The organism is Rhizobium sp. 11_C7_N12_5, assembly GCF_051811145.1.
GTDB lineage: Bacteria > Pseudomonadota > Alphaproteobacteria > Rhizobiales > Rhizobiaceae > Rhizobium > Rhizobium lusitanum.
The window spans coordinates 179,726-198,127 of the sequence record NZ_JBPWPY010000004.1; the positions used below are offsets into that span (position 1 = coordinate 179,726).

An 18,402-nucleotide genomic window follows, 5' to 3' on the forward strand; every position below is an offset into this window, starting at 1 on the left:
CGTTACAGCATAATGGAACAAAAATCGGACAGCGATGCTCCCCCAACGCCGCGCGACGGCGCGACGACGGAGCTGCCCCACGATCGCATAACGGTGCAGCGCTTTCGCAAAGCGTTTCCGCGCGCGCGATGGAGCGATCGCCTTAATGCCTGGTTTGTGCCGGGGCGAACGGCCGGGAGGCGTATTGGTCGTTGGCTTGCAGAGATGGAGGCCGAGGCCGAGGCATTCGCCGACGAGAAGGGCAGAGATGCCTTCGTATTCGATCCGATCGAGAGCAGCTATCTGGAAGCAGGCCCATCTTCCTTTCAGATCCGGACATCCTATTCGCGCACCGTCATCAACGAAATCCGAGAAATTCCCTTTGCGCGCTGGGATGCGGACCGACGCCTCTGGACGGTTCCTTACCGTTCGTTCGCCGAACTCCGCCGGCGGTGGCCGGCAATAGAGATTGCCGCCAAACGCAATGAACCGGAGGTGCGGAAGGCGCAGCGTGAAGCGATCAGGGGTACCAAGGAAGACAAGGCGTCGAAGGCACGGACGAAGGAGCGCCGACGGAAACGGTACCCCGTCCCAGCCAATGATGGCCCGCCGGTGGAGCGTGCCATCAGCACACATATCGGCGTCGTTTTCTTCACTGGTACGGACGGTGAGTTGGCAGATACCGCGACTGTCGACTCGTTTTACTTTCCGGCAGCGCGAGGTGACGAGTATGTCTGGGCGTCGTGGCGACCGGGAACGCTGGAAGAATTGGTGATCACACGGCCGGCACGAACATCTCCGGGACCTCAAGATCTGCAACGCGGCTGGTGGTTAGCGACCTTGGACGAACTGCGAACCGCGCGACGCGACGCCAAATACAGGAGGCGGACCATATCGCCATCGAATGCGCGCGCAACGGCCGGATGACAATGGTCGTCGCACCGCAGGGTGCAGTTCCTTGCTAATTCTACCGGCGGCCGGACTGCCGGCTCACCTACGATCCATCAGATACCATAACGGCGATCGAGTTCTCTGAGGGCAGCCTGCACTTCATCGATCGGGACCGGCTCTGGTGTTCCTGGCACCTGGCGGAGGGCAGGTTTTGAATTGACAGCGTAAAAGTCCGACGCCCAGGCGGCGAGGATCGCCCGCTTGTCGTCCACGGAAAGAGCTGGTGCTCTCACCACGTCGATTGGCCTCCGAAACTGCCTGCCCTGAAGCAGGACCGCTGGTCCCACTGCCATCGCATTGTTGGCGACCTGCTGAAGTATATCGTGCATCATCCGACCACCTCACAGAACGTGCGGATCCTTGTCTCGCCGCAAGCGCGCCGCAGCGATCACATTGGTTTCCGGCGCCAGCAGATCGTGCTTCTCAGCGAAGGCGGCAAACAGGCCGCGCGCGGTCTCGGCTTCGATCTCACCGCGTAGCGCGGCACTGCATGCCTTGAGCGCGACGGAATGCGCGCCATCCCTCTGTGAGGCCGGCCAATCGACGAGGTGCCGGTAGGCGTCCATGACACTGCGGACCTCTGCCGGAAAGCCGAGGCCGACAAGAATAGAAACAGGCTGTCTGAACATATCGGGTTTCATCGCTCTCTCCTTTCCAACCCGGAATGTCGATGGGCGCCGTCGCAACGGCGCCCTCTTTGAGCGGACAATGTCGATTAAGCCGCCTTCTGCGCTTCGATCTGCGCCGGAGCAGCAGAGGTCAAAGTCGGGCCGCTCTCGATGGTGATTTTCCGCGGCTTCATTTCCTCTGGGATCTCACGAACCAAGTCGATCGACAGCAGACCATTGCTCAGATCCGCTCCGTTCACCCTGACATGATCGGCCAGCTCGAACCGGTGTTCGAACGGCCGGCCGGCAATGCCGCGATGCAGGTAGCCTTCGTTTGCAGCTTCCTGCTTCTTGCCGGTGACGGTCAGCAGATTCGACTGGAAGGTGAGGTCGAGATCGCCCTGGGCGAAGCCAGCCACCGCGATGGAAATCCGGTAGCCGTCATCGCCGGTCTTGACGATGTCATAGGGCGGCCAGTCGCTGATCGACCGAGCGCGCTGGGCATTTTCCAGAAGATTGAAGACCCGGTCAAAGCCGACGCTCGAGCGGAAGAGAGGTGCGTAGTCGTAAGATGTTGCCATAGCCATATCCTCCTTGAAGCAACATGGGGTACGGAAGCGCCGAAAGACGGCGCCTCCAGCAAGGCCAGCCCTTCATCAGCGGCTGGCCGCAATCGATTTGGTTTTTGAGAATTTAGGATTCAAGAGCGCCGTCCGAAAAAATTTAAGGCCGCGCCGACGGGCTGAAACCCATTGCTCAGTCGAGTTCATAAACAGCGGCATTGTCCTGGATATCGCGCAGCCCTTTGTAAGATGCGCGCCGCAGATTGCCGTCGTCGGTCCAGCCACGGAATTCGATCTCGGCGATCAGCGTCGGCTGCGCGAAGACGTAGTTCTTACCCTTCAGCGGCACGACCGGCGTCCTCGTCTTCAGTTTGTCGAGCGTCTTCTTCAGATACGCCGCATCTTTTTCCTTGAAGCCCGTGCCGACGGCGCCGACATAGACCCAATCGTGGTCGCGGCGAGCTGCCAGTAGCAGGCTGCCGATCCCGCCGCGGGCAACCGCCGACTGCTCGTAGCCGACGATCATGAAACTCTCGCTTTGCACGCATTTGATCTTCAGCCAATCTCCTGTCCGGCCCGAGCGATAGGGACTGTCGCGATGTTTGGCGATGATGCCTTCCAGTCCAAGCGAACGGGCATTGTCGAGGAGCTCGGCGCCATCACCTTGCACCTCCTCGGAAAGCTGGATCGCGCCGACCGCACCATCGAGCAGGTCAGTGAGCAGATGCCGGCGCACCGAGAGTTCGGTTTTTGTTAGATCATGCCCGTCGAAATACAAAAGATCGAAGGCAAATAGGACGGATTCGCTCGATGCTCGTTTGCCGCCGCGCCCGCCGAGCGAGCGCTGCAGGGCGCCGAAGTCCGAGCGGCCCTGGGCATTGAGAACCACAACTTCGCCATCCAGGATTGCCGTCCCGACTCCGAGCTCTTTGGCAGCCGCCGCAATCGCGGGAAACCGATGTGTCCAGTCGTGACCGCCGCGGGTGAGAATCAGCACGCCATTGGGCTCGATATGGATAGCGAGGCGATAGCCGTCCCATTTGATTTCGTAGGCCCAGTCGGGGCCGGACGGTGGCATGGTCTTCAGCAACGCCAGGCAAGGCTCGATGCGGTCTGGCATCGGTTCGAAGGGAAGGTTCGGCTGCGCCGGGTTTCTTTTGCGTCGCGGTTGGGATTTTGCGGTAAGGCTGCCGTCCTGCAACAGGGGCTTGGCGTGTCTACTCATTTGCCCGCCCGAGTTTCGGCGGCGACCGACTTCTTCAGGGCATCCATGATGTTGATAACGTTGCTCGGAGGAGGCGCTGACGCCGGCGCTTTGGCTTTGGCCTTCGATGGCTTCTTCAGCGCCTTTTTCTTCTCGGCGATGATATCGAGCAGACGGTCCTGAACCGGGTCGCTCACCATTTTCGGGTTCCAGTGCTGGGTCTGCTTTTTGATCAGTTGCTGCACCAAGGGCATCATGTCCGAATCCGCCGATTTGTCGCCGATGCCCGCAAAATAGGTGTCCTCGTCACGGACTTCATCCCCGTAGCGCAATGTCCAAAGCACGATACCCTTGCCGCGCGGCTCAAGCATGACGGCGCGCTCCCGGCGGGCGATGACCAGCCGGGAAATGCCGACCATGTCCTGGGCTTCCATCGCGTCCCGGATGACCGAGAACGCTTCCTGGCCAACAGGATCGTTCGGCGAGAGATAATAGGGCGTATCGAGCCAGATCCATTCGATACCGTCACGCGGCGTGAAGATAGAGATATCGATGGTCTTCGTGCTGTCGAGTGCAACGTTTTCGAGTTCCTCGTCTTCCAGCATGACATAGTCATTCTCGCCGCGCTGGTAGCCCTTGACCTCGTCCTCTTCCTTGACCTCCTTGCCGGTGACGGAATCGACATAGCGGCTGACCACGCGGTTTTGGGTCTCGCGATTGAGGGTATGGAAGCGAACCTTGTCGTTTTCGGAGGTTGCCGGCATCATCTGCACCGGACAGGTGACCAGTGACAGCTTCAGATAGCCTTTCCAGTGGGGGCGAAGAGCCATGGTATCCTCCAATCAACTGGCACGGCGGGCAGTTGCAGCGGCCCGTTTCGCCTTGGTGGCGGCTGCGGGCTTTGTCGCCTTTTGCCGGCTGGCACTTTTATTGGCGTTGGCGGCAGTGGGCTTCGATCCCGTCTTGCCGCCGATACCGGCGCTCTCCCGAAGAGCCTGCAGCAGATCGCTCGGTTTCGATGCGACCGGCGCTTTCTTCTTGGGCAGCGATCGCCCTTCGATTTTCGCCTTCACCAGCTCGGCAACGGCCGCCTCGTAGCGATCGTCGAATGTGCTGGCGTCGAAGCTGCCCTTTTTGGTGCCGATGATGTGCTCGGCGAGCTCCAGCATTTCGCCCTGGATCTTCAAATCCGGTAGCTCCTCGAAGGCCTCGGTCGACGAGCGCACCTCGTAGTCGAAGTTGAGCGTCGTGGCGATCAGGCCCTTGCCGTGCGGCCGGATCAGCACCGTGCGCATGCGACGAAAGAGGACAGTGCGCGCAATGGCGGCGACTTTCGCTTTTTTCATGCCGTCCCGCAGCAGCACAAATGCATCGGTGCCCATCTTGTCGGGTGCAAGATAATACGGTTTGTCAAAATAGACGTCGTCGACTTCCTTGCAGGGGATGAACGCATCGATCTTCAGCGTCTTGTCGCTGTCGGGCACCGCGGCCGCGACCTCGTCCGGCTCAAGGATGATATACTGGCCATTTTCGATCTCGTAGCCTTTGACCTGGTCGTCACGTTCGACAGGATCGCCGGTCTCGGTATCCAGGAACTCGCGCTTCACCCGATTGCCGGTCTTGCGGTTAAGCGTGTTGAACGCAATCCGCTCCGACGTTGATGCCGCTGTGTAGAGCGCCACCGGACAAGCAACCTCTCCGAACTTGATGAAGCCTTTCCAATTCGCTCTCGGGGCAACCATGACGCCAACTCCTGACACAACCCATGCGATTCAAGCGAATCAGCAAGGAATTGTTCCATGTCGAAACGAATCATTTTTCAATGGCTTAGCCCCTCGGACGCTCGCCTCTTGCGAGCCGCATCTAGACGCCTGATTTGCATGCATCTTTTGGAAGCCACGCGCGTTTAGCCATGCAGCAACGAGAAGGACTCCTGCCATGACCAAGCGCAAACTGATCGACACCGGTACCGACAAACGCTACGTCCGCCGTGATAAGGGCGACCACAAACGCTGATCAAGCCGGTGAAGCTCGCCACCTACAATGTCAATGGCGTCAACGGCCGCCTCAACGTGCTGCTTCGGTGGCTGGACGAGGCGAAGCCGGATATTGTCTGCCTGCAGGAGCTGAAGGCGCCAGACGAGAAGTTTCCCCGGCGCGAGATCGAACGTGCCGGCTATGGCGCCATCTGGCACGGCCAGAAATCTTGGAACGGCGTGGCGATCCTCGCCCGCGATCAGGACCTGCGCGAAACCCGCCGCGGACTTCCCGGCGACCCCGACGACGGTCACAGCCGCTACATCGAGGCGGCGATCGATGGCATCATCGTGGGCTGTCTTTATCTTCCGAACGGTAATCCCGCGCCAGGCCTCAAGTTCGACTACAAGCTCCGTTGGTTTGAGCGCTTGCAGTCGTATGCTGCGGAGCTGTTCGAACTCGAGGTGCCGGTCGCCCTTGTCGGTGACTTCAACGTCATGCCGACCGATCTCGACGTCTATGCCCCGGAGCGCTGGCGGGATGATGCCCTGTTCCGGCCGGAAGTACGCGCCGCCTATGCCGAACTCGTCGCCATGGGCTGGACGGATGCTATCCGATCACTGCATCCAGACGAGCGGATTTATACGTTCTGGAAGTATTTCCGGAACGCCTTCGCCCGTGATGCCGGTCTGCGCATAGACCATTTTCTGCTGAGCCCTTCCCTGCGCGAACGGCTGATAGCGGCTGGCGTCGATAAGTTCGCGCGTGCCTGGGGGCACACGAGCGATCACGCGCCTGTCTGGATTGACCTCGATGATCGGTAGCTTACACCCCACGGTGATCCCGAGCTTAGGCGTGAGCTGAGTGGGAACCTGTATATGTTCAACCTCGGTCGCAAAGATTTCAAAAGGAGTGGCGCAATGCCTGCCGAACAGGACTTCGATGCCGGGTGGATTCCCACATTCCGCCCGACGCGTAGCGCCAGCCCGTTCACTGGTGACAGCTCTGCTTTAATGTGGAACGGCGCGCGTGGGAAATGATAGGCCAATCAAATGTACTCGCGTCGAGGAAGCGAGGAACTATTCGAAGCTGCGCCCGTTAAGTCTGCGCGAGTCATTAATCCCTTCCGGTCAACTCGCTCCCACAACTTCGGCCCGGCTTCAGCCCGGGCCCTTTTTTTCGGAGAATGACGTTGGAAAGAGGTGACGCTGAGGGTGAGAACTTCAAGCGCTGGACCGCAAACGAGGCACCTGTTCGGACAGAACAGGGTGTTCGTTGCTTGCCACACGTCCCTCCTGATCATGCAACGCCCTTTCCGCCGGTAACGCCATAGACCTCGCCATTGATGAAGCTCGCCTCTTGAGAGGCGAGAAGGACAAACACAGGCGCCAACTCCACGGGTTGGCCAGGCCGACCGAAATCGCTGTCCTTGCCGAAGTTCTCGACCTTTGCGTCGGGTTGGCCCCCACTTGGCTGAAGTACCGTCCAGACTGGTCCGGGTGCGACTACGTTGGCTCGAATACCGCGTTCGATCAACTGCTTGGCAAGCGCTTTCGTATAGGCGACGATGCCGGCCTTCGTGGTCGCATAGTCGAGCAAGATTGGCGATGGCTGGTATGCTTGGATAGAGGCGGTCGTAATAACCGACGCGCCCGAAGGCAAATGAGGCACTGCAGCCTGCGCAATCCAGTGCAGCGCATACAGATTGGTCTTCATCGTCTTGTCGAAGTCCTCTGTCGACAGCTCCTCGATCGTTTCGCGGTATTGCTGCCGGCCAGCGTTGACGACCAGGATATCGAGACCGCCCAAATCTGAAACCGCCTTCTCAACCAAATCGCGGCACCAGGCTTCTTGCTTGATGTCGCCTGGGAGCGCGACCGCCTTGCGGCCTTCTGCCTCGATCAGCTGGATCACCTCTCTTGCATCCGACTCCTCATCTGGGAGATAGGAGATAGCGACGTCGGCGCCTTCGCGGGCAAAAGCAATCGCTGCCGCGCGACCAATTCCGGAATCGCCACCAGTCACCAGGCCCTTTCGGCCAACGAGTTTGCTGGAACCCCGATAACTCTCTTCACCATGGTCGGGAACGGGCTCCATCTTGCGAGCAAGGCCGGGTGCTCCTTGTGGCTGGTACGAGAAGGGCGGCGCAGGATAGAGTTTGCGAGGGTCGTTTAAAGTCGTTTGGTCCTTCATGATCCACCGATTTCTGTTGCTGTTTCCTCAGGCTGACATGTTGGCGAACGCGCGCGATCACGGCTTGTTCCCTGCACGCCGCGGTTTGGGAACAAAGCTTCCCCACGGCCGTTCGTTCTCAAGATCAAACAGAGGAGGAAATGCCATGCCTCGTGGCGATAAATCCAAATACACGGACAAGCAGGAACGCAAGGCCGATCACATCGCTGAAAGCTATGAGGATCGGGGAGTATCGGAGAAAGAAGCAGAGCGGAGAGCCTGGGCAACCGTCAATAAAGACGATGGCGGCGGCAAGAAGGCCGGCGGAGCCGGACAAGGCAAACGCACCGGCCATCCCGCCGCGCACAAAGGCGGCGAAAAAGGTGGCAAGGCCTGCTGCGGCGCGCACCGCCGCCGAGCGTTCAACGTCGGCGAAGAAGGCGGCGGCGACCCGCAAGCGCAATGCCGCCCATCACGCGCACCACTAGGAAGTTTGCTCGGCGGACGGCAACTGCCGAGCGGAAACAGGTTGAGAGCAATCAGCATTCAATACGAAATCAAACGGAGGAATAACCCATGGATCACAGCAATCACATACGACTAACTGAAGATGAACTCACACAAGCCAATCTGGAAGGCACATCGATCTATGGAGCCGATGACCACAAGGTTGGTACGGTTGATCACGTGCATGGTGCCGGCATTGGCAGCAGCGTCGTGATCGACGTCGGCGGCTTCCTTGGCATCGGGGCAAAGCCGGTATCGGTTCGAGTGACCGATCTCGATTTCATGCGCGACGAAAGCGGCGAGATCCACGGCGTGACATCTTGGACCAAGGATCAACTAAAGGCGATGCCGGAGCACCGCGATTAGAAAGCCAGATGGGAACCGGGCGCAAACTCCGGGTTTCCGTTGGCCAGACACACCGTGGCCAATCGTTAGAAGTGCTGCGTCCGGTCGAGATCGGCGGCATTTTCCTCAGCGATAGGGCGTCTGCAAGCGGAGCCATCACACTATAAAGGTCAATCGTCATGCTCGACCATATTTTGCCGTGCGCACCGGCTCGGTTATTCTCCGGCGGTCCGGGCTGGGATGATAAGGGAACCACTCGCATGCGCTAAAGTTTACCTCAAGCAGCCCACGAAGGAGATGAGGGATCAAATGAAAAACGCATCGAAAAACCTTGCTGAAGAATATCTGCGTCTCGGCGGTCGTCGCCTCGCCGTAATCGACGACAACCTTGGCTCGTCGCGCGATTGGAAAGGAGATCCTCCAGAAGCCGCCAGGTTCTGGAAAGAGCAAATCGCCTGCCTATCCGACCGGGAAAAGCGCGACGTCCAGACTTTCCTGCCGTCGATCAATGACGAAAGAGACGAGCCAGCATCTAAATGACGAAGAAAATCTCAATCGGTGCAAGCTCATCACCCAGACTCATGGAGGAAAGTCCTGCATGAATATCGAGGAAATCATCTTTCCGCCGAGTGGCTGGGTACCGAACAACCAGCGGTTCCCTGTTTTAATTTACAGGGATGCTTTTCCGACCGGAGGATCGTCAGCAGATTTCGAGACCCTGTTCGCCATGAACGGATGGACTGGCATTTGGAGAGACGGCGTCTTTGATTATCAGCATTACCATTCCGGAGCCCACGAGGTTCTGGGTGTCGGATGTGGCAGCCCCACTTTGCTGATCGGCGGCCCGGAAGGACAGCCGATCGAGGTCTCAATGGGAGACTGCTTGATCCTTCCCGCTGGCACAGGCCACCAGAATCTTGGCTGCTCCTCAGACTTCGAGGTTATCGGCGCTTATCCGGAAGGTCAGCATGCCGACATTCAGACCGACGCTGCCACGACCGACATCCTGGCTATGATTTCGTCATTGCCAGCGCCGGTTACCGATCCCATTCAAGGTTCGTCAGCGGGGCTCGTCGAGCGCTGGCATTGAATGCCGGGGGCAGAATCCGGTCAAAGATGGGCTTTTAGTCGTTGATGCTTTGTCGGAGCGTAGTGTTTCGGTTGTGACAAGGGAGAACGACACTACAAAAGGCATTTAGATCGGGCGAGCGCAGCAAAATAGCGCGGAAGCTCGCTTCGGAATATAATCCCGCCCGGTTGGTGATTTGCCCACCGGTTGGAGGGATGCGGTCAATGAGCGGCGCAATCCCCAGGCAAAGGCCGGATGCGAACCGTTGAATGCCAACAGACGCCCAAAGCAATTGTTTATACCAAAATAAGCGCTACCCGCCGATGGCATCGAAGGGCGCCGACAGGCGGATGCAGAGCCCATCGGGTAGCCATTCGCGCGTGATGTTCAGATTCAGGCTCTGTCCCATTATCTGCTCAAGCCTGGCCCCGAAACCAGTCGCGCCACGCTCGGCTCCATCCTGTGGAGGCGAATTACTCTCTAGCCAGACGATGTTGACAGCCTCTCCTTCGATCGTAACCGTGATGGACAATCTTCCATCTTCAATTGATAGCGCGCCATATTTTGCCGCGTTCGTCGCGAATTCGTGGAATAGAAGCGCGAGGTTGGTGATTTTCTCGCGGCTGATCTCGACATCGCGTCCGTAGAGCTGCCACTGATCTGAGCCCTCCTGGCCATAGGGCGCGAGAATATTCGACAAAAGCTGAAACAGAGTAGCCTGCCTGTCGCCGACCCTATCCTGGTGGCCCAGTGCAGGCAGCGTCATCTCGTGCGCCCGCGACAGAGCCATCAACCTGTCCCTCATGCGCGTGGCCAAATCGGCGGGCGTTTGCGCCGACCTCGCTGCAAGACCAATGAGGCCGCTTGTTATGGCGAATAGGTTCTTCACGCGATGATGCATCTCGCGGAGGAGAAGTTCCTGGTGCTCGGCGGCCCGCTTTCTTTCGGATATGTTTCTGGCGATCTTCGAGGCGCCGATAACCTTTCCGTTGCCATCCCCTATTGGCGAGATGGTAAGCGATATATCGATCAAGCTGCCGTCCTTGTGCCTTCGTACCGTCTCGAAATGGTCAACACGTTCACCTGCACGGATTCGGGCCAGGATTGCGGGCTCCTCGTCGAGCCTGTCGTCGGGGATAACTATTGTGATCGGCTGGCCGATCGCCTCTTCTGCCGTGTAACCAAAAAGGCGTTCCGCGCCCTTGTTCCAGGTCGTGATGATTCCGGAGAGACTTTTGCTGACAATCGCGTCTTCCGAGGATTCCACGATCGCGGCGAGGAAAGCGGCCGCATCATGTTCAGGCTGGACCGGTTTCCCAACAGATTTTGGGTCGGCAAGCCGACCTTGGGCAAATCTTGATTGCCCCTCACCACTAGAAACTGACATTTTGACCCACCCCGCACGGTAGTTCAGAACTGGAAACAATGTATCAGCGGGCCACTATAGAACATAGCTTCTTTCGCTCGCAATAACGCCGGGGCCTCACTGCGCAGCTACAAAAGCTTGTCGGGCGCTGTAAGTAAACCCTCCTCCCGGATAGCCAGCACGTTTAACAGCGAATGCGGTCGTTCGATCCTTGGGCCGCTTATGTCTTATATATGCCACGGTGACCCCAAGGCGAACGCCGTCTCGAAGAAATGAGTTGGCCAGGGTTGAAGGTGACCGCCTTGAAGGGACTCGAACCAATGGCGTGCGCTCCGCTGAAGTCCTAAGAGGTTGTTTATGTTTATAATATTTGATCTCGCGAGCAGCGCGGTGGCTGAAGTGCAACGCACCGCAATCATCAGTTACGCTCAAGCTTCAAATGCTCTTTGCGCTAGCAATCGATAAGGGCAAACGACGATGCGCGCACAAGAGACCGAAACCATCTACGTCCTCGACACCAATGTCATTGTCCGTAACCCAGAAATTATGGCGAGAGTCGAGCCGTCACGACTCGTGTTTCCGTCCCCGGTCCTGCGAGAACTTTTTTTCCGCCGAGACCGAGGTGGCCGCGAGGAGTTGTTGGCTATCATCAATCGACTGATATCCAAAGGCGCACGCCAGATTGGTCTCGACCCTGAAACGCCTATGCCGTCTGAGCTTCTAGACAGTTCCTTCCGACTTGATACGGCTGATATCGAAATCGCAGCGATTGCAAAACACTTAGCCGATCGCAGTGCGGCTAAGGTCGAGGTTGTGACTGCCGACCAGCCTTTGCGTGCAGCGTTGACCAAGATCGGCATTCAATCCCAATCCCCAGTCGATGTGATTGCCTTGCTTCGGGAGATACCGCCGGACCCACAAACCGAAGAGACCGTCCGTAGAGTCGTCTCGGCGGATAACGCTTATGTCTGGCGGAGCGTTATTGCGGCAGTGGTTTGCGCCGCAGCGGGTGCTTACTACGCTTGGAATTTTGTAGCGTTTACCAAATACCTTCCAGCCGTCGCGACCGTGGTAGGGATACCAGTTCTTGGGGTCTTATTATTTTGGCTACGGGAACGCTTTAGGCTAACATATGGTATCGCCGAATTCTCGTTTGGTGTCTTTGGTGCAATCGCTGTTTTCCTTCCCAGTTTCGACTATTCCGCGCTCGACCAAAAGTCGGCTCTGCAGATTGCAGGTAGCTTGTACGTTATTGTTCGGGGGATGGATAACGTCGGCAAAGGCTTAGAAGGAACGAGATGGAACGGCTTCTGGAAATCAGTCTTCCGGAAGGGCTGACGATCAGGTTCAGCCAGCAATCTTCGTTTTGACGAATGGACAGAACCTTGGGTCCGAGCGTCTTACGGCGCGCTGCCCGATCGCTTCGCCCGCATGCCCCCGCTCGCGCTTCGCGCTACCGCGGGTCCCATGCGAGCGCCGCAAGTCGCCTGGCTTTGCTCCGCCAATTTGCTTGAATTTACTCCGGCGTTGACACCGTCTTGGTCTTGAAGCAGACGATATCGATTTCTGGAGGGAGTATCTTTAGGTCGGGGACGAAATTTTGAGTTGCTTCCGTCATAGGTCAATCGGCGGCATGCGGCACGATCACGTGTGTGGTTGCATAGCCAACTTCTGCAAGAATGAAGAAGCGGACCGAGCCAGGATCAGTCTTGCGTCTAAGTTACTGTCAGCGCGTCGGCGGCGCTCTATTTTAAGCGTCAGCGTATCTCGCCGCTACAATAAGTGGCTCCGGTAATTGTCGATTCGTCCAATAGTCGTCTCACTCTGATTGCTTCGAACTCGCAAGGTCTCTAATCATGATAGGCCAGACCGGGGCGACCAATCCGATTCGCATACAAACTTGGTTGAGTACTCCTTCCGGGGCAGGACGTAACGGAATCGTCAAGCCCGATTTGACCGGAGAAGAAATTGCCTGAACTCGGACGTTTTTGCTGCTTCAATTGCCCCAAGCCGGATCTAGAACTTAAAGCGCTGGAAGATCGCTGCCCGGATTGCGGCTACACTTATGGATTTCCCCTATTCGATGTTCCCAAGTCGATCGGCAAGTTCGAGGTCCAGCGATCGCTTGGACGCGGCTTCTACGGCGCAGCGTTTGTCGCAAAGCGACAGGGCGCGGTGCGCGCGCAAAGAGTCCTAAAAGTCTCGCCAAAGGCGATGTACAGCCACTTCAACAAATCGTTTGAAGACGAGGTGGCGCGTCACTCCGAGGTCGCGGAAGGCTCCGAGTTTATTGTCGGCGTGGAAGACCTGTTCGAAGCCGACATTACCTTCGGCGACCTTACGATACCGTGCCACGTCGCCGAATTGCAATATCTCGACGGTGAGCCTTTGCAAGCTTACCTGAACGGATCGGAGCCCCTGAGCGCTTCGGAGGCGGCGCAGATAGCTTGCGACCTGTTCCGAATGCGAGAGGAATTCGAGGTCCGGCTCAAAAACCATAACGACCTTCATGCCGCGAACATCGTGGTCCAACGCCTTCCGAAGGCGTCTTGGCGACGAGGCGACGCGGTCGAGCCCGCAATTCGCGCTATGGCGATCGACCTGGGATCGGTTGCCGAAGACCGACGTTCGGGAGGCGGTTATGTCGGTGACCTCCACTGGATAGTCGACCACATCACGAAAATGGCATTCCAACTTTTGGAAGGCGGCGACAACACCGCCGACCTCGAAAAACGGATAGCGTTGAAGCTGTTGTCGATCGCTCAGTCACTTACGGGAGCCATTGAAAACCAACGCCCGCCGTCGGCAGAGGATATGGTCAGGCTGATCACCGACGAGTATCATCTGGTTGCGCAGCCCTGGCGACCCTGGCGCAACAATTTGGTGCTTCGTCGCTTCGAGGAATCCTTCAACGCCCAGACGATGGATGCTTGGTACGTGCCGGAGCTGCTCGTCGATCCCGATGGCAATTGGATCAAGCGCGTAAGTGCGCCGGGGCCTCTTATCATGACCGGGATGCGCGGTTGCGGCAAGACGATGCTTCTCCAGTCCGTGCAGTTCCACGCCCGAGCCACATTGCGTGTGCAGGAGTCGGACGCGCAGGCGCTCAAGCGAATATCCAGTGACGGATATGTCGGGCTGTTTGTTTCCGCGCAGCGCCTCATCCCTGTCGGAAGCAGTGCAAAGGAGCCTTCAGCTGCGATGCTCAATGCCCGGCTTTTGGTTGCTTATGCGGCCGCGGCCGCACGAGCGATCGCGCATCTTTCCGATCTAAACGGCGCGTCGATCGCACCCGATGCGCCCTCGATAGTTGCAAAGGCCGTCGCCGACGTGATCTCTCCGGCGATACCGGTTGCGGAGCCGGCGACGATCGAGCAGCTCGAGAGGTACCTTATCGATCTGCTTGTCCGTATGAGCCGAAACGACAGCTTGTTCGAACTCGCCACCACGCCCGCGACCGCGTTTCCGCATCTCGCCGAAGCCGTCCGGAAGTCATCGCCCATTTGGCAAGGCTCCCAGGTTCTCTTCCTGCTTGACGACGTCTCGACGCGTTATCTCGACAGCAACAAGATCGAAGAACTCCTTTCGGCCCTCATCTTCCAGCATCCGATCTGTGCATTCAAACTTACTTCGGAAGCCCAGACGATTTTCCTCACCCTCAAATCGCCGGGTCAGCTCCACCCCGCGTCCGCGGGCCGAGATTTCCAGACCTTCGATCTCGGCGCTGAGGTTTATGAGACCCTGAAACGGCCCGGCGGCGGCAAGGCTTTCATCAATAACGTGCTTCGGGCCCGAGCAAAGTTCTACTCCGGGCATCCCAGCGCGGAACCGAGGGATGTGCTCGGCGATATCGATCTGGAGTCGATCGCGAGGACTATCGTGTCGTCACAGCCGACCTCGACAGATCGCAAGAGGCTGTATTGGGGCCTAAGCGCTCTTGCGGGTGTCTGTGTCGGAGACATCGGGAGCGTGATTCAAATCTATCAGCAGATCTTGGCACGACGCGGTAAGGCACTGCCCGTCCCGCCGCAGATCCAGAATGATGCCTTTCAGGACTTCTGCGCGCGTTACCTGTATCATCTGGATCGCCGCGGCAGTGACCTCAAGGCCGTTGCCATGAGCTTCGCCGAGGCCTCGTATCAGCTGCTCATACAGTCGGGCAAAGATCCTGCCTCGAAAAGGCTTAGGCAGTACAACTCGATCTACATCCGGATCACATCCGGCGATGTGGAAGAGCAGATGAAGAGGCTACGCGATCTGGTAGACGCTGGGGTGTTCGTTTTCACCGGGGCCGCGCCGCGGACGAAAACCCGTGACTCCAACCCCACGCAACAGTTTCAGCTAACGTATCGAAAGATATACGGCCTCGTAAACTTCATCGGTTTGTCCGAACGAGACCGCTTCGAGTTATCCGGCGACGGCTTGCAGGAATGGTTGGCGCGTCCGGCTCAAGGTAGAGAGCTACTCGTCAAAAATCTGGCGAAACAAGAATTCGACGAAGAGCACGGCGCCGCGGTCGAGGAAACGGCGGAGGCCAAACCGCGGAAATTTGAACGGTCGCAACCTGTACAGCTGATGCTGCTCGAGCACGGCGCGCCGGCCACGACGAGCTCCCGCGCACCGAGCTTCGGAAAATCGCCGATTGCGATTCCCACAGTATCGAGATTGACGGGCAGTAGTCTGCCAGCGCATGTCGATACACTGGTGGTTGGTCTCGGCTTTGAGGAGCGCACAGCCGTTTCGTTCGAGCGACTGCTGGAACGAACGAGACCTTCGAAGATCCTAGCCATGCGATATGAGAACCAAGGCTACGCCGACCGTATGCTCGAGCATGCGCGATCGATGGGCATCGCGGTGGAGCAGACTTCGTACGCGGCCGTCAAAAAAGGAGATTTGCCAGGTATTGTTGGGGAGTTGGCGATCGACATCACCGGCCTGGCGAAGCCAGCGCTCTTCAACGTCGTACGTCAAGCTGTGCGGAACGGTTCAAGATCGACCTTGGCATACACGGCTGCTGGCGTGTACTCGCCTCGGGAAAGCGATCTTACAGCGGTACTCGAGGCACACGCTTCCTATAACCGACACGATACCCTTGCGGCCTTGAAGCATGTCCTCACGGGAGAACAAGGTCCGTATAAGTCGCACTCGCTTTTGACGACGGAGACAGACGGGACTCGGAGTCGAGGCCTTTGCGCATTCGCCTCGGCAAAGCACGAACGCATACTTCGGCTTATCGAACAGCGCGAATACGACTTCGTGGAAATTATGGTCGATCAAGCGGATACTGCGCGCGCGAAAGTGGCCGAGATGGCCGCGACCGTGGCTCTGGAAGAGTGCCGTGCAGGCGAGATCGTGGCGGCCGATGCGGTGGATCTGGAGGCCGTCCTCAGGATTCTTTGGAGCCGACACCAGCAATGGTATGTAAAGGGTGGCCTGAACTTCGAACTCGGACTCACCGGAAACAAGATTCAGGCGACCGCCGCGGCGATCGTGAGCGCTCTCCTGCCGGTCAACGAAGTCTGGTATCTCGAACCGGCAAAGTTCGACGTAAACGGGTTCACGCAAGGGACCGGAGATTCTTATTACTACAATCTGCCGGGTTCAGCCAACGCGCTCAGGTGCGGCTGACTGGCGCGCAATACGGGCTCAGGGATCGATCGCGGTAGCTTCCCGATGTAGCGCCACGCTCGCTGCCCCCCGATCCGCTAACCAAGCATCGGCAGTTCCAGTGCTGAAGCGCTTCGGCGCCAGCATATGCAGTCTATCTTGCTCGTGCGTCTTGTAGAAGAGAAAGGTGGCATCGCCATACGCCCCTGACTGGCAAGTGAGCTCCACCGGCTCCCTACGAATGAGATCGGTTCCATTTGCGGCCGCTTTTGTACGGAGCAATGTCTCGAGATCCAGGGGAACCTCGATCATCGCCAATTCCGCCAGCGGCAAGCCTTGGTCGATGAAAAAATAGATGCCGTCCGGCAAGTTTGCATCCATCGGTGCGCCTCCTCTAGTTACAAATAGCGAGATATACAGCAGCAGAACTCTGCGTCACAGGAAACCGTGTAGCTGTTCAGCGATACTATCATCGCTGCGTGCTTCGCACTCCCAAATAACAAGGACAGACCAGCCGTCCTTCTGAAGATTCTCGATGGCGCGAGCGTCGCGCTCGGCGTTACGTCGAAGTTTTGCTTCCCAGAACTCGGTGTTCGACTGAGGTATTTGCGCGCGCTTGCAGTTATGCAAATGCCACAGGCATCCGTGAACGAAGATGACCTTCCGCTTTCCCGGAAAAACGATGTCGGGATTTCCGGGGAGATCCTTGCGGTGAAGCCGAAAGCGATAACCAAGCCGATGGGCGCATCTGCGAACCGCCATTTCCGGCTTGGTATCTTTCGACCGAACACGTCCCATCAACCGAGAGCGATCGGATTGGCTGAGCTTGTCGACCATGTCCTCTCCTCCTCATCAATGGGGATCAGACGCGCTTCGAATGCGCCGATTTCATGTCTCTATGCGCCGCCTCTTCGATTGGCCGCCGGAGATGCTCACACAGAGAGCGCGCAAGCTGAACCGGGACAGCGTTGCCGATCTGCATTCCTGCAGCCATCAAACCGCCCTCGAACACGAAATCGTCCGGGAAGGTCTGGAGGCGCGCGGCTTGCCGCGCCGTGATCCCATGGTGCTCCGTCGGATGCACAAAGCGACCTTTTGACGGATTGATGCACGCGGTCGTCATGGTGGGGGCCGGTTTTGATGGATCTATCCGGCCGTAGACGTCGCGATGACCGTCATGCTCCGCATGGCAGGCCAGAACACGGTTGGATTGGTGTCGGGACCCGCCGTTTGGAGGCGTGCTTCTGAACGTTTCGATCAACCCGACAGAATGAGACATATGAACGTTGTTCGGGTCCCCTGCCAGAGCGCCCACAAAGGCGTCCGCGGCCGTTCGCCAGGCAAGTCGTTCGTCGGATGGGGAGAGCTTTGCCGGATCGCCATGTGTGGCACGAGGCGGCCAATCCAAGTCGAACTCCAACCGCTTGGGATCATATCCGAGGATGAACACGCGTTTTCTACTTTGCGGGACACCATAGTTCTGGGCGTTGACCACGATGGGATCGAAAACCTCGTATCCTTGCGCGCGTGCGGAGTTGAGGAACGTCTGCAGGTAATCCGCATGCTTGGGTTGAAGCATACCCGGCACGTTTTCGAGCAGGAACATTTCTGGCCGAATGGCGCGGACGAAAGCGAAATAGCGCAGCACGAGAGCATTCCGCGGGTCGTCGACTCCCGTGTCTCCCAAGCGATGCGATGAGAACCCCTGACACGGCGGACCACCAAGCAGCAGGTCGCATTGTCCCTCGATCAACCCTGCCTCGTTCATGACGTCAAACGGATCGAGTTCGAGAATATTCTCCTCGAAGACCGCCACTTTCCTGCCGCTGCCATTGCGGATCTGCTTGCGGTAGGTGGCGGCTGCGTGCTTGGAATGCTCGATCGCCGCGCGCACCTCGAAACCCGCCTTGATAGCTCCGAGCGAGAAGCCGCCAGCGCCGGCGAAAAGGTCGACACAAAGAGGGATCGCGGTCGGCGGGGCGATTGCGGTACTCTTCACCTTACCATGACGCGCAGTTGCGTGCTTGGCGGCGGCCTGAGGCGGGAAGTCCAAG

General features: G+C 58.1%; 18 protein-coding genes and 1 pseudogene. 8 read left to right on the plus strand and 11 right to left on the minus strand.

Going from position 1 to position 18,402, the window contains the following annotated elements:
* Nucleotides 1-12 precede the first annotated feature (12 nt).
* The gene (locus AB8B29_RS35850; protein WP_439007263.1) at nt 13-906 is read left to right on the plus strand and encodes a hypothetical protein; all 894 of its coding nucleotides are present in this window, start codon (nt 13-15) and stop codon (nt 904-906) included.
* A 77-nt stretch (nt 907-983) separates the two neighbouring features.
* On the opposite strand, the gene AB8B29_RS35855 is transcribed toward AB8B29_RS35850, so the two are convergent.
* The 6 genes from AB8B29_RS35855 to AB8B29_RS35880 all read right to left on the minus strand — a co-directional run bounded on the left by AB8B29_RS35855 (nt 984) and on the right by AB8B29_RS35880 (nt 5,047).
* Nucleotides 984-1,262 carry a hypothetical protein gene (locus tag AB8B29_RS35855; RefSeq protein ID WP_439007264.1) on the minus strand — a complete coding sequence of 93 codons (279 nt, stop codon included), beginning with the start codon at nt 1,260-1,262 and terminating at the stop codon, nt 984-986.
* A gap of 9 nt (nt 1,263-1,271) precedes the next feature.
* Nucleotides 1,272-1,571 carry a DUF982 domain-containing protein gene (locus AB8B29_RS35860; protein WP_439007265.1) on the minus strand — a complete coding sequence of 100 codons (300 nt, stop codon included), beginning with the start codon at nt 1,569-1,571 and terminating at the stop codon, nt 1,272-1,274.
* A 74-nt stretch (nt 1,572-1,645) separates the two neighbouring features.
* Entirely contained in the window at nt 1,646-2,119 is a 474-nt protein-coding gene (locus AB8B29_RS35865) for an Hsp20 family protein (protein WP_439007267.1), read from the minus strand.
* A 175-nt stretch (nt 2,120-2,294) separates the two neighbouring features.
* Nucleotides 2,295-3,326: a non-homologous end-joining DNA ligase gene (gene ligD / locus AB8B29_RS35870; protein ID WP_439007268.1), complete on the minus strand. Its 1,032-nt coding sequence runs from the start codon at nt 3,324-3,326 to the stop codon at nt 2,295-2,297.
* Nucleotides 3,323-4,135 (minus strand): Ku protein, encoded by an 813-nt coding sequence (locus AB8B29_RS35875; protein WP_439007269.1) that lies wholly within the window; start codon nt 4,133-4,135, stop codon nt 3,323-3,325. The genes ligD and AB8B29_RS35875 overlap by 4 nt, the downstream gene beginning before the upstream one ends.
* Before the next feature lie 12 nt (nt 4,136-4,147).
* Entirely contained in the window at nt 4,148-5,047 is a 900-nt protein-coding gene (locus AB8B29_RS35880; protein ID WP_439007270.1) for a Ku protein, read from the minus strand.
* 282 nt (nt 5,048-5,329) lie between these two features.
* Between AB8B29_RS35880 and xth the strand changes: the two genes are divergently transcribed.
* Nucleotides 5,330-6,106: an exodeoxyribonuclease III gene (gene xth, locus AB8B29_RS35885; RefSeq protein WP_439007271.1), complete on the plus strand. Its 777-nt coding sequence runs from the start codon at nt 5,330-5,332 to the stop codon at nt 6,104-6,106.
* A 475-nt stretch (nt 6,107-6,581) separates the two neighbouring features.
* On the opposite strand, the gene AB8B29_RS35890 is transcribed toward xth, so the two are convergent.
* Entirely contained in the window at nt 6,582-7,475 is an 894-nt protein-coding gene (locus AB8B29_RS35890) for an SDR family oxidoreductase (protein ID WP_439007272.1), read from the minus strand.
* A 145-nt stretch (nt 7,476-7,620) separates the two neighbouring features.
* Here AB8B29_RS35890 and AB8B29_RS35895 point away from each other — a divergent pair.
* From AB8B29_RS35895 to AB8B29_RS35910, 4 genes and pseudogenes are all read left to right on the plus strand, one after another.
* A pseudogene (locus AB8B29_RS35895) lies at nt 7,621-7,942 on the plus strand (plasmid stabilization protein).
* 88 nt (nt 7,943-8,030) lie between these two features.
* Nucleotides 8,031-8,327 (plus strand): PRC-barrel domain-containing protein, encoded by a 297-nt coding sequence (locus AB8B29_RS35900; protein ID WP_092574822.1) that lies wholly within the window; start codon nt 8,031-8,033, stop codon nt 8,325-8,327.
* A 288-nt stretch (nt 8,328-8,615) separates the two neighbouring features.
* Nucleotides 8,616-8,846 (plus strand): hypothetical protein, encoded by a 231-nt coding sequence (locus AB8B29_RS35905; RefSeq protein ID WP_092574823.1) that lies wholly within the window; start codon nt 8,616-8,618, stop codon nt 8,844-8,846.
* 58 nt (nt 8,847-8,904) lie between these two features.
* Nucleotides 8,905-9,396 carry a cupin gene (locus AB8B29_RS35910; protein WP_439007273.1) on the plus strand — a complete coding sequence of 164 codons (492 nt, stop codon included), beginning with the start codon at nt 8,905-8,907 and terminating at the stop codon, nt 9,394-9,396.
* Nucleotides 9,397-9,688: 292 nt separating this feature from the next.
* On the opposite strand, the gene AB8B29_RS35915 is transcribed toward AB8B29_RS35910, so the two are convergent.
* Complete coding sequence (locus AB8B29_RS35915; RefSeq protein ID WP_092574827.1) at nt 9,689-10,762, minus strand: PAS domain S-box protein; 1,074 nt, start codon at nt 10,760-10,762, stop codon at nt 9,689-9,691.
* 456 nt (nt 10,763-11,218) lie between these two features.
* On the opposite strand from AB8B29_RS35915, the gene AB8B29_RS35920 reads away from it, so the two are divergent.
* Both AB8B29_RS35920 and AB8B29_RS35925 read left to right on the plus strand, forming a co-directional pair.
* Nucleotides 11,219-12,079, plus strand: a complete 861-nt coding sequence (locus AB8B29_RS35920; RefSeq protein ID WP_092574829.1) for a PIN domain-containing protein — start codon at nt 11,219-11,221, stop codon at nt 12,077-12,079.
* A 630-nt stretch (nt 12,080-12,709) separates the two neighbouring features.
* Entirely contained in the window at nt 12,710-16,369 is a 3,660-nt protein-coding gene (locus AB8B29_RS35925) for an ORC-CDC6 family AAA ATPase (RefSeq protein ID WP_439007274.1), read from the plus strand.
* An 18-nt stretch (nt 16,370-16,387) separates the two neighbouring features.
* On the opposite strand, the gene AB8B29_RS35930 is transcribed toward AB8B29_RS35925, so the two are convergent.
* The 3 genes from AB8B29_RS35930 to AB8B29_RS35940 are packed head-to-tail and all read right to left on the minus strand — an operon-like array spanning nt 16,388 to nt 18,401.
* Nucleotides 16,388-16,729, minus strand: a complete 342-nt coding sequence (locus tag AB8B29_RS35930) for a hypothetical protein (protein WP_439007275.1) — start codon at nt 16,727-16,729, stop codon at nt 16,388-16,390.
* A gap of 54 nt (nt 16,730-16,783) precedes the next feature.
* Nucleotides 16,784-17,185 carry a very short patch repair endonuclease gene (locus AB8B29_RS35935; RefSeq protein ID WP_439007276.1) on the minus strand — a complete coding sequence of 134 codons (402 nt, stop codon included), beginning with the start codon at nt 17,183-17,185 and terminating at the stop codon, nt 16,784-16,786.
* Nucleotides 17,186-17,210: 25 nt separating this feature from the next.
* Nucleotides 17,211-18,401, minus strand: a complete 1,191-nt coding sequence (locus AB8B29_RS35940; RefSeq protein ID WP_439007277.1) for a DNA cytosine methyltransferase — start codon at nt 18,399-18,401, stop codon at nt 17,211-17,213.
* Between the last annotated feature and the right edge of the window lies 1 nt (nt 18,402).